This window comes from Caldanaerobacter subterraneus, from assembly GCF_004345675.1.
Lineage (GTDB): Bacteria > Bacillota > Thermoanaerobacteria > Thermoanaerobacterales > Thermoanaerobacteraceae > Thermoanaerobacter > Thermoanaerobacter subterraneus.
On the sequence record NZ_SLWU01000018.1, the window covers coordinates 49731 to 60503 of the forward strand.

The window sequence follows — 10773 nt, forward strand, 5'->3', positions numbered from 1 at the left end:
ATATGGAAGTTAGCTCTTACAATTGCCGGTTCTGACTCTGGGGGAGGAGCAGGAATTCAAGCAGATTTAAAGACTTTTTCAGCCCATGGAGTATACGGCATGAGTGTCATTACTTCAATAACAGCGCAAAATACCATGGGGGTTTTAGGAATTGAGGATATAAGTCCTGATATGGTGTATCTGCAAATGAGGGCAATTTTTGAGGATTTGTATCCCTGTGCAGTGAAGATAGGTATGGTGTCTAATGAAGACATAATTAAGATGATTGCAAAAGGATTAAAAGATTACAATGTAAAAAATGCTGTGCTGGACCCTGTCATGCAGGGGCTATAAAACATTCATTGGCCATAGGGCATGGAGTAGGTCCCACTAACCATTTTTGGAATATAGAAATAAGGAAGGTGTGAGATATGGACTTAACCCTTTATGCTATAACGGATAGGTCTTACATAAAGGATATGGATATTGCTGACGCAGTAGAACTAGCAATAAAAGGCGGTGCAACAATAATTCAACTGAGAGAAAAAGATATATCAAGTAGGGAATTTTATGAAATTGCTCTTAAAGTTAAAGAAGTGACAAAAAGAAATAAAATTCCTCTCATTATTAACGACAGAGTGGATATAGCTTTGGCAGTAGATGCAGATGGAGTTCACGTTGGACAGGAGGATTTGCCAGCAGATGTTGTAAGGAGAATGATAGGTCCTCATAAAATAGTAGGGGTATCAGCGAGGACAGTGGAGGAAGCTTTAAAAGCACAAAGGGATGGAGCGGATTATTTAGGGGTAGGAGCAGTGTTTAAGACTCCTACAAAGCCGGAAGCGGAAGCCATTGGAATAGAAGGGCTGAAAAGGATAAAAGAGGCTGTTACTATTCCAGTCGTTGCAATAGGAGGTATAACGAAGGATAATGCTTATGAAGTCATGTTAAAGTCGGGAGTAGACGGGATATCTTCAGTTTCAGCTGTATTTTATGGGGATATAGAAAACAATACAAGAAAACTTTTGGAGGTTATAGCAAAAGCGATAAACGATAGGAGGAATTTGAAATGAAAAAAGAATCACCGGCACAGGTTGTATGCTTACCTCTGTAGTAGCGAGCTTCTGCGGAGTATGTGAAGATTATTTTGAAACCACAATAGAAGCTTTTGTAGCTTTTGGAATAGCAGGTGAAAGAGCCGCTCAAAGCAGCAATGTCAAAGGGCCCGGCAGTTTTAAAGTGACATTTTTTGATGAGATATATAATCTCACGCCGGAGATAATAGAAAAAGATAGGAAGGTGGAAGTATGAATAAAATACATCGTATGGTTTTTATGGCACTTATTATTGCTATAGGCACCTTGACTTCTCAATATGTATGGTTTAGTGTAGGTGTTGCCAAAGTTACACCTGTTCAACATGCTATTAATGTTATTTCAGCAGTTTTTTTGGGCCCTTGGGGAGCGTTAGAAGTAGCTTTTATTATAGGACTATTGAGGAACATCCTTGGCGTTGGATCGCTTTTGGCATTTCCAGGAGGAATGGTTGGTGCGTTCATTGCTGGATATCTTTATAGATTTACACGTAAGTTTTATTTTGCCTCTATAGGAGAAGTTATAGGTACAGGCATTATAGGGGCTTTGCTTTCTTATCCTATAGCTAAGTATATACTGGGAAGTTCCGGTGCGGTTTTTATGTTTGTCATTCCATTTTCCCTTTCAAGTACAATAGGCTCGGTGATAGGATATGTAGTAGTATTGGTTTTAGGAAAATATAAGAAGTTTATCTCATAAACTTACTTTAGAAAGGCGGGTGTGAATCATGAAAATTAAAAATTTTACCCTTTTTCTAATATGGGCAGGTGCAGCAATCTCAATTGCTGAAATCTATACAGGTTCGCTATTTGCACCTCTAGGTTTAACTAAAGGCTTGTTGGCTATTTTAATAGGCCATATCATTGGTACATTATTTTTCTCGCTTGGGGGGCTTATGTCATACATCCTTAAGTTGCCAGCAATAAAATCAACAAAAGTTGTTTTGGGCAATAAAGGTACAATTTTTTTAGGAGCACTAAACATTCTACAATTGATTGGATGGACAGCAGTCATGATTATACAATCAGCAAAAGCTTTTAATGGTGCCATTGGTATGTCTGTTGGTGTAGGAATACTTTTTGCAGGCACATCTGTTTTATTATGGTCACTATTTTTTGAAAGTGAAGCATACTGGGTAAATAACATTGCAGTAATATTGTTGTTTATATTGACTATTGGTGTTGTAGTATTTTTAAAGGGCGGGAAAATTTTAACACCAACAGGTAATATAAGTTTTGTAGATGCAATCGAACTTGCCGTTGCTATGCCTGTATCATGGCTGCCTTTAGTAGGAGATTATACGATCAACAGTGAAAATAGAAAATCTAGCTTTATATATACATTTTTAGGTTATTTTATTGCAAGCTGTTTTATGTATTTTATAGGTCTTTTTGTTTCATTGAAAACGGAAGGAAAAGATATAATTTCATATTTTGCATCAATAAAAACTGGGTTTGTACCATTGCTAATAATACTTTTATCAACAGTGACGACTACTTTTATGGATGTATACTCTGCTGCGATATCTACAATGGCAGTTATTAAAACAAGGCTCAGTAAAAAAGAGCTATTAATAATTTATTCGCTGATAGGTATCATAGCAGCATATCTATTCCCAATTGATAAATATCAAAACTTTTTATATGCTATCGGTAGTGTATTTATTCCAGTATACACAGTAGTTTTTGTAGGCTTCTTTATATTAAAATATGAAGAAAGTGGGTACCTTAATATTCCTGCAGTTGTATCATCTATCATTGGAATTATTACGTATAATTACATGGTATATAACGGTACTTCATTATTAAAATGGTATCTAACTCCCACCATAACAACAATATTTTTGACTGCTGTAATTTATACTGTAACACAAACTTTTTTTAAAAGAAAAGAGAAAATTTTATGATTGATGAAATTGTAAAAACTCTTGAACGACGTAAAAGGGAAAGTGCCACTTATACATGTCATCACAAATTATGTTGTGATGAATGATAATGCAAACGCACTTTTGAGTTTTGGAGCATCACCTGTGTTACCGCAGCTGTATAATTGACCCAGGGGTAACGAGAAGGAATTGACCCACCCCCTGTCGAAATACCCCTTTGATCTAAATCTATCATCTCAGAGGATCGGAGGGAAATAAATGTTAGATAGGGAGTGGGTCTATTATCATGTTATACGAATTAAAAGCAAAAGGCAAGAGTATTCGTGCAATCGCACGAGAAACAGGTCATTCCAGAAATACAGTAAGAAAATATCTTAGAGCAGAAGGTATTCCTGAAAAAAACCGCATCCTAGAAGAGGTTCAAAACTTGATCCATACAAAGACACTATCCCTTTGATTGTGAAGTTATTTATGAGAGAATCAAAGAAGAAGGTTACACTGGTGGTCGCACCATCTTAAGAGACTATGTAAGGCAATTTAGACCTCCAAAACAGCTTTCCACCGTATGCCGTTATGAAACCAAACCCGGTCAGCAGGCTCAGGTTGACTGGGGTGATATACCTACATTGATGAGGAAACCGGAGAAGTACGCAAGCTCTATCTCTTTTGTCATGGTGCTTGGTTATTCCAGAGCAATATATGTGGAATTCACAAACCGATGTGACGTTCGCACTTTTATCCGCTGTCTGATACACGGATTTGAATATTTCGGCGGAGTAAGCGACGTAGTCCTTACCGATAGAATGAAAACTGTAATACTGGGCACTGGTGAAAACAAAAAGCCTCTATGGAACCCCACATTTGAAGACCTTGCTGCCACTCTTGGATTTACTCCCAAAGTTTGCAGAGCTAGACGCCCTCAGACTAAAGTTAAGGCAGAAATTGGAAATAGCTAAAAAGTTGCTAGAAGAAAAGATGGAAATAAAAAAATTGCTAAAATTACAAACCTACCAGAGGAAGAAATAAATATGCTTGTGTTTGAAGAATCTGAGATATGTAGGAAAATACTAAAAAAAGGAAAGAGAAAATAGGTTAATAATAGCTAAAAGATTATTAAAGGAATAGAAGGGAATAAAATTGTTAAAGCTATGGAACTATCAACAGAAGAGATAAACAAGCTTATATTTGGAGATACAGAGACGTACAGAAAAATATTAGAAGGAGGAGAAAAAGCAGGCAGACTGGCGGTAGCTAGAGAGCTGTTAGAAGAGGGAATGGAAATAGATAAAATCGCTAAAATTACGAAATTATCTATAGAAGAAATAGATACGCTTATACTTGAGCTGATTGGTGAGCTTTATTTTAAGGAGGTAGTTACTCAAGAAAAGATTGAGGAAAATATAAAAGATATCTTGAACCTTATGGCAAGTAAAATGAGTTTTATTACTGAAGAAATGTTAAATCAGCCATATATTTTGCCTCCCATCATTGAACAATTTACTAGTGGTTAAATTTTAGATGAAGCGTAAAAATCTGTTAAAGAAATATGTATCCAGGTTAAAAAGTTTGTATAAAGTTCTCAGTATCAACGCTCAATTCATTGTACTGCCTTCCGGTCCCTAGTGTTAAGGATGTGCTGTTGGTAGGCTTTTGTTCATCCTCTACATTAGGGTTTTTACAGTTATTGTAAATCAACTAGTAATAAAAGTTGTTTTATTGGAATAGCTTTGTTTTTTAAAAGTTTTTACTGCCTGAAATATTTAGCTGTCGCTAAGTATTTTCATTGCTTTATAAGCTTTATCTTTTTTCGCTTTGATATCCATTTTTCTTGCAGGTTCTTCGGGGGCTTGTCAAGAAATAATGTTTTGTATAAAACAGATTTTTAAGATTGGTAACCATTATAATCACCCTAGCTTTCTTCTGTTCTCTTATAAGGGTAATAGCCTGAGCTACTAGGATTTGATTGAGCACAAATTCAAAGTACGGCTAATGTTCCGGCTGCTTCCTTGGTAGTGGTGTCCGTAATTTTGAACACTTTAGGATTGCCACTAGAGTCCATAGGGATGTTGTTTGCCATAGATCGGTTTATGGATATGGGTAAGACTGCTGTCAATGTGTTTGGGAACACCATGGTGGCTGTACTAGTTGATAAATGGGGGGTAAATTTCCATCCGAGGAAAGGAATTACTAGCAGGAGCTGATTAATAAATTTGCTAAGGATTATAACCTACTGAAGCACCTTCCTGCTCCCCAAATATAGTGCAGACTGTATCATCAAAATTCATAATGACTTCACGTTTTGTTCCTTTAGATTGCAGGGAAAGCAAAGTTTTGTTAGTAAGTCTTAATTTTTCAAGAGAGCTTTCAGGCATAGCTTTAATTAAGTCTCTGTATACTTTTTCGCTGGAAACTTTATGTCTTTTAATTTCTGTGTATGCATTATCATATCTTAGTTGGTCCATGTGAAGAAAGCGAGTATTCCCTTGAATTACAGAATCAATCATAAAGTCAATAATCTTGGTTGGTTGAAAGACAGCATTTGGTGCTTTTTTAAAGGATAATATGCTGGAAAGAATTTTATTAAAGCCGATTTTTTCTTTAAATGCTTGGATGTATGTGAAAGCTACATTGTTTGATACTGTCAAATTGTCAAAAGTTGCTGGCAAAATGTATTTTGAAGACCCCTTTTCTTTTGTAAGATTAAGTGTTAAACTCATATTATGGAGATTCTCCTTTCTGTTAATGTTTTTGTTTGAGACTTAAATTTTATCAAAAAAAGGAGAATCTCTATATATATTTTTTGTAAAAAATTTTTCACTTAATTTAGCCCTTAAATGGCTTTATTTGGGCATTTCGTAAATTCACTTGCCGAATCCAAGATAAATTATCAAAAACATTAAAACCAGCGTTACCTAAAAAATAGCTATATTAATTGGAGTTTCATAAGTTATATGAAAAATTTTATTCAAACAAATGATTTTCATCCTCTAATCAAATTATAATCTCCGTACTTTAATTCATGAGGAGATTAGTCATTCAACTTAGCCTTAGCAAAATGCAATCATGCAGAAATATGAGTTTAAAAGAATAAAAGTAAAAAAGTAAAAATCTAACAAAACTAAAGTTGATAAGCTTAATATCATTTAAGCCTTATCAATAACCGTTTGAACGGATTTCAAAGTAAACACTTTTGACAGGACCAAATTAAGGAGGGGGATTTTTTATGGGAAAAAAGAGAAAGATAGTTGGGATTCTGGGAGGATTAGGGCCGATGGCTACTGTAGATTTATTTCGTAGAATTGTTGAATTTACTCCTGCTAAAGTAGACCAGGAACATTTGAGGATTATAATCGATTGTAATCCTCAGATACCAGATCGTACCAAAGCTATTTTATATGGAGGTCCTGATCCTACTCCTGAGCTTATAGCGACAGCGAAGAATTTAGTGAAAGCAGGGGCTGATTTTATAGTAATTCCTTGTAACACAGCTCATTATTTCTTAGACTATTTAAAAAGAGAGGTAGATATCCCTATTATAAATATGATTGAAGAAACAGCCCGTTATGTAAGAAATAACTATCCTTATGCAGAATGCGTGGGCTTGTTAGCTACTTCGGGAACTATAAAAAGCAACCTTTACCATAAGGCTTTTAAAAAGTTTGGTATTAGTGTTTTAGCAGGGGATGAAAAGAAGACTATGGAAGCTATATACGGTGAAGAAGGAATAAAGGCAGGCAATTTGGGAGAGAAACCGAGGAGGTTATTAAAAGAAGCAGCTCAAGAACTGATTAGGAGAGGAGCACAGGTTATAATAGCTGGTTGCACCGAGATTTCATTAGTTTTAGGAGAAGAAGATGTTTCCCTGCCTTTAGTAGATCCTCTAACTATCTTGGCTAAGGTAGCAGTAGAATTGGCTTTAGGGATATAAGAGCTGTTGAATTAGTGTTACCTTTAATATGAGTAGAATCCATAGAAACAAACTCACCAGAGATAACGCCCAAATATTTGAGGATATTAACCTGATTTTTAAAGATAGTGGTCAAATAATCATGGGCAAACTCAATTAATAAAGCGGCGGAAAGTCCAGTAAGAAGGGAGAGGCTTAGTAATATCGATGCCACAAAGATGAGCAATAATAAGATTATTGCGAAGGTAGTCTGCGAGGTCAGTAATTTCACCGAATCTTTCAGCCTGCATAACGATAAAAGCTCTAAACATTGTATGATGAGAATACCCTTTACGGCCAGGGCTAGAGGAAGGGAATTCAGGTATTGAAGATGGATCAAGATTTTCAAACATAGAAGAATAGAAGTTAATTTTAAAGTGAGAAGTAAAGAGCTCAGGTATATTTAAGAGTAATTGAAGCTGATACATGTGGGATTTCCTCCTTATAAGTATTTTATGGCGGATATATAATAATTCGACAAAAAAGGGAGGAAATCCCACATAAAAGATAAAAAAATTTAAAAGTGATAGCAAAAAAGTACACCTCGGAAGTGGCTTAAATGAAGGCTTTCAAATTATGCACAAGTCTATTTTAGATTACTATATGGGTTGACACACGGCAAGATATTGGGGCGGAAATTATCGCTTCTTGTTTGTTTTTAAATTACTATATGGGTTGAAAAATTTTTCTCACAATTTTCCCTTTATAAAGGGCAGAAACTTACGAAAGGCAAGCTCAAAGCCTGTCTTTTTTTATTGGCTCTTTGTCAATAGTTGAGGTGGGTATTTTCTGAATGCCTGCCTTTAATTTTATTGCTCATTCGGTTATAGCAAGCATTTAGAATAAGTGCTATATTTTACGGTATATTCTTTATCTACCCCAACATTTATTATAGAACCTGTAAAATTAAGTACTAAACTCATATTATATGAGATTCTCCCTTCTTTATCAGAAAAAGGGGAGGATCTCTATATATTTTTTGTAAAAAATTTTTTACTTAATTTAACCCTCAAATGGCTTTATTTGGGCATTTCGTAAATTCACTTGCCGAATCCAAGTTAAATATTTTTATACCTCACGTCTGACCTTTCTTTTAAAATTTCTTCTAAAGCTTCAACAACTTTATAGTTATATTTTTGGGGTTGACTTTTTAGCTCAGCAATAGCTTCTGTGATGCTTTTCAGTCTTTTTTTATTGTATGGTCTTTCAGTAGTCATGGCATCAAAAGAATCACAAACACCTATTATTTGTGCACTCAAAGGAATAATATTTGTACCAAAAGGGTATCCTGAACCATCTAATCGTTCGTGATGATAGAGGACGGCAGGTACTAACTCTTCTAATGGAGGGAAAAGCTTTAACATTTCTGCTCCGTCAATAGGGTGTTCTCTCATAATCTCATACTCCAGTTCAGACAAGGGAGCAGGCTTTTCAAGGAGAGAAATAGGAATTAATTTTTTACCTATGTCATGGAGTAATCCTCCCATAGCATTGTAAATTTGCTCTTCTTTAGGTAATCCCCATTTTTGAGAAATTAGATATGTAAGATGAGATACTCTAACGCTATGTAAATAGGTAGTGTGATGATACTTTTTTAGCCCAGTTACAAGAAGTTTTATAAAGTGGTATTTTTTATTGGATTCGTCTAGCACTTAAAATCAACCCCTCTTCCTCTCTTTAAATTCGACATAATCTGATAAAATTCTACCTCTTGTTTCATCATATGTCAATTTTTTGAAAAAAATCAAAAAAATTCTGACAATTTATAAAAAACAATAAGCGAGCTCTCCTGCGTATTGCCTCAAATAGGCTTAAGATCAGGGTTGTTTGGACCGAAATAAATACTAGGGATGTCATTTTCACATAAGAAAAGAGATGGAGGAGAACATGTTTAGGAAAGAGTACAGAAAAAAGCTTTTTATTGTTTTATTTGGGGTTGCACTGTTTGCCTATTTTTTATCTCTGGTGCATTTTCTTTCAGGTTTTGAAAACAGTCTATTTGTCGGAAGTTTGATTTTGCTAATTTCAATGGGTTTATCGGGTTTTTTATCTAGGAAATTGTCGGAGCCTATTGAAAAATTGCAAGAAGGAGTAAAGAAGATATCTAATGGGGACTTTAGTTATCGGTTGGACATCAAATCTTCTAATGAATTTGAAGAACTTTCCAAAAATTTTAACTTCATGACCCAGCAATTAGCTCAAGCCTATGAGAGGTTAAAAGAACAGACAGATAATTTGATAAGGCAAAACGAAGAATTACAGGAATTTAATGCTGAGCTAGAGGCTTCCTATGAGTAGCTAGAAGCTTTAACCCGTGAACTGAAGCTTTCAAAGAGGAAATATCGCCTGTTAGTGGAAAACATAAGGGATATTTTATGGGTGACTGACAAGAATTTTGCCATTGAGTTTGTAAATTCGAGAGTGGTGAGGTATTTAAACTATACACCTCAAGAATTAATTGGTAAAAGCATATTTGAAATTGTTGATAGGAATGAGTATTGAAGAAGCGGTTAATGAAATTTTAAGAAAGAAAGGGACTCAATTTCATCCTGAAGTGGTGGATGTGTTTATCTCTATATACATGAATGAAAGGTATAAATTGGAAGAAATAAAAAATCAAATTTTAGAATCTGCTTCTTAAAAATCGGTTTACTCTTTGGAGTAGACCAACTTCTGGTTTAGTTTCGGTAACTGTATTTTTGAATGTAGTTGTTAAACTTTCAGTTGTTTTTTGATTGGATGTGATTATTATGTGTCCATTCTCATATATTACTTTGTATCCAAAAACCTCACCAACAAATCTTAAAGGTACGTATGTACTACCATTTATAAGTTGTGGCGCTACAATAAGCTCGTAATTTTTTCCATTAACTTTTGCAATTTTATGACCAATTATAAGCTGTACAGTAATTTTGCCTCGAAAAGCTGTAACCGTTTTAGTTTTTTCTTTCCAGTTTACCTTCGCACTTAATGCCTCGAAAAATGCTCACATAGGAACTAAGGCTATATTATTTTTTATAATAGGCTTTTGTTCAAAAACTACGTTTTGCACGTTAATTGTAATTGTTATGTTTGCTGCTTGCGCTGAAAGGGGAATTAATATTGAAAAGGCAACAAAGAGTAATACGACTAAAGATATCTTTTTGAACATTATATATTTATCTCTGAACTTTCTAAGGACTTATGTAGTAGTTCTTTCTCATCATAATTATAACAAATCTCAAAAGACTTTCTAAAACAATTCAATAAAAGCTCAAAAGAAAAATAAACGCCTCCATAGTGTAAAATTATCGTAGGATTTTTTGAGTGAAAAAAACAAGAGACAGCCCCTGTGATAAAATAGAACTTGGAAACAAAACATCACAGAAAGGGGTGTCTCTTGTGAAAAAACATATCTTTGAGGATATTATACTACAAAATGCTCTAAATTTCACTAAAGAAGTGGTAGACATTTTTGACGATTTATTAAACAAAGGAATGGATATTACAGAGGAGACTTGTCAAGAATTTTGTGTATGGGAGAAGTAGCGTAACTGGAAAAGTTGTTGAATATCGATGCTATGTGTCAATCAAGCAAATCTTCTAAAAGCTTTTTCAATGCTGGACGAGATGGATCTTGTTCTGAGCAATACTTGTTTAGCATTTTTATCCATTATAACCAACCTCCTTGTGATTTTATTGTACCCCAAACACAATTTTATTTTAACGCCCCATTAGGGTGGAGTAGAGAAGGATTAAAGTTAATGGCGAAATTAAGGGTATTTAGCAAGAATGGAGCATTCCTGTAATGAATAAAAAATAAGGGAGAATGGACTTTGAAAAAATAAGTACCTCCTGATAAAATACAGAGTGTAAGTTTAAGAACTTAC

At 34.6% G+C, this 10773-nt stretch carries 12 protein-coding genes and 6 pseudogenes; 14 read left to right on the top strand and 4 right to left on the bottom strand.

Features of this window, described 5'->3' with window-relative positions; translation table 11 throughout:
* The 10 genes and pseudogenes from thiD to EV203_RS09055 form a co-directional block, all read left to right on the top strand.
* Positions 1-321 (top strand): annotated as a pseudogene (gene thiD, locus EV203_RS09015) (bifunctional hydroxymethylpyrimidine kinase/phosphomethylpyrimidine kinase); the annotation flags it as partial.
* Between the two features lie 89 nt (positions 322-410).
* On the top strand, positions 411-1052 hold the full coding sequence (thiE, locus tag EV203_RS09020; RefSeq protein WP_009610994.1) for a thiamine phosphate synthase: 642 nt from the start codon (positions 411-413) through the stop codon (positions 1050-1052).
* 7 nt (positions 1053-1059) lie between these two features.
* Positions 1060-1290 (top strand): annotated as a pseudogene (locus EV203_RS09025) (hydroxyethylthiazole kinase); the annotation flags it as partial.
* Entirely contained in the window at positions 1287-1772 is a 486-nt protein-coding gene (gene thiW, locus EV203_RS09030; RefSeq protein WP_132040155.1) for an energy coupling factor transporter S component ThiW, read from the top strand. The pseudogene EV203_RS09025 and the gene thiW, both read left to right, overlap by 4 nt.
* A gap of 28 nt (positions 1773-1800) precedes the next feature.
* Complete coding sequence (gene cytX, locus EV203_RS09035) at positions 1801-2979, top strand: putative hydroxymethylpyrimidine transporter CytX (RefSeq protein ID WP_132040157.1); 1179 nt, start codon at positions 1801-1803, stop codon at positions 2977-2979.
* A gap of 21 nt (positions 2980-3000) precedes the next feature.
* Complete coding sequence (locus EV203_RS09040) at positions 3001-3126, top strand: hydroxyethylthiazole kinase (protein ID WP_243700643.1); 126 nt, start codon at positions 3001-3003, stop codon at positions 3124-3126.
* 118 nt (positions 3127-3244) lie between these two features.
* A complete protein-coding gene (locus EV203_RS13860) occupies positions 3245-3415 on the top strand; it encodes a helix-turn-helix domain-containing protein (protein WP_236727692.1) in 171 nt (56 codons plus the stop codon).
* Positions 3416-3470: 55 nt separating this feature from the next.
* The gene (locus EV203_RS13865; RefSeq protein WP_236727694.1) at positions 3471-3914 is read left to right on the top strand and encodes a DDE-type integrase/transposase/recombinase; all 444 of its coding nucleotides are present in this window, start codon (positions 3471-3473) and stop codon (positions 3912-3914) included.
* Between the two features lie 192 nt (positions 3915-4106).
* Positions 4107-4469, top strand: a complete 363-nt coding sequence (locus tag EV203_RS13545; RefSeq protein WP_046159919.1) for a hypothetical protein — start codon at positions 4107-4109, stop codon at positions 4467-4469.
* A gap of 462 nt (positions 4470-4931) precedes the next feature.
* Positions 4932-5159, top strand: coding sequence for a cation:dicarboxylate symporter family transporter (locus EV203_RS09055; protein ID WP_081698988.1), 228 nt, complete (start codon positions 4932-4934; stop codon positions 5157-5159).
* A gap of 15 nt (positions 5160-5174) precedes the next feature.
* Here EV203_RS09055 and EV203_RS09060 read toward each other — a convergent pair.
* Positions 5175-5675 (bottom strand): annotated as a pseudogene (locus tag EV203_RS09060) (transposase); the annotation flags it as partial.
* Between the two features lie 506 nt (positions 5676-6181).
* Between EV203_RS09060 and cuyB the strand changes: the two are divergent.
* A complete protein-coding gene (gene cuyB / locus EV203_RS09065) occupies positions 6182-6886 on the top strand; it encodes a cysteate racemase (protein ID WP_009610996.1) in 705 nt (234 codons plus the stop codon).
* A gap of 13 nt (positions 6887-6899) precedes the next feature.
* On the opposite strand, the pseudogene EV203_RS09070 reads toward cuyB, so the two are convergent.
* Both EV203_RS09070 and EV203_RS09075 read right to left on the bottom strand, forming a co-directional pair.
* Positions 6900-7332: pseudogene (locus EV203_RS09070) on the bottom strand (transposase); the annotation flags it as partial.
* A 630-nt stretch (positions 7333-7962) separates the two neighbouring features.
* Positions 7963-8556, bottom strand: a complete 594-nt coding sequence (locus tag EV203_RS09075; protein ID WP_132040159.1) for an HD-GYP domain-containing protein — start codon at positions 8554-8556, stop codon at positions 7963-7965.
* A gap of 235 nt (positions 8557-8791) precedes the next feature.
* Here EV203_RS09075 and EV203_RS09080 point away from each other — a divergent pair.
* Together EV203_RS09080 and EV203_RS13875 are read left to right on the top strand one after the other, a co-directional pair.
* Positions 8792-9397, top strand: a pseudogene (locus EV203_RS09080) (HAMP domain-containing protein); the annotation flags it as partial.
* Positions 9396-9545 carry a hypothetical protein gene (locus EV203_RS13875; RefSeq protein ID WP_243700646.1) on the top strand — a complete coding sequence of 50 codons (150 nt, stop codon included), beginning with the start codon at positions 9396-9398 and terminating at the stop codon, positions 9543-9545. The pseudogene EV203_RS09080 and the gene EV203_RS13875, both read left to right, overlap by 2 nt.
* Here the strand turns inward: EV203_RS13875 and EV203_RS13880 are convergent.
* Positions 9528-9875, bottom strand: a pseudogene (locus tag EV203_RS13880) (copper amine oxidase N-terminal domain-containing protein); the annotation flags it as partial. The gene EV203_RS13875 and the pseudogene EV203_RS13880 sit on opposite strands and share 18 nt — an antisense overlap.
* Positions 9876-10285: 410 nt before the next feature.
* Between EV203_RS13880 and EV203_RS13425 the strand changes: the two are divergent.
* Positions 10286-10432 (top strand): hypothetical protein, encoded by a 147-nt coding sequence (locus EV203_RS13425; protein ID WP_165911600.1) that lies wholly within the window; start codon positions 10286-10288, stop codon positions 10430-10432.
* The last annotated feature ends 341 nt before the right edge of the window (positions 10433-10773 follow it).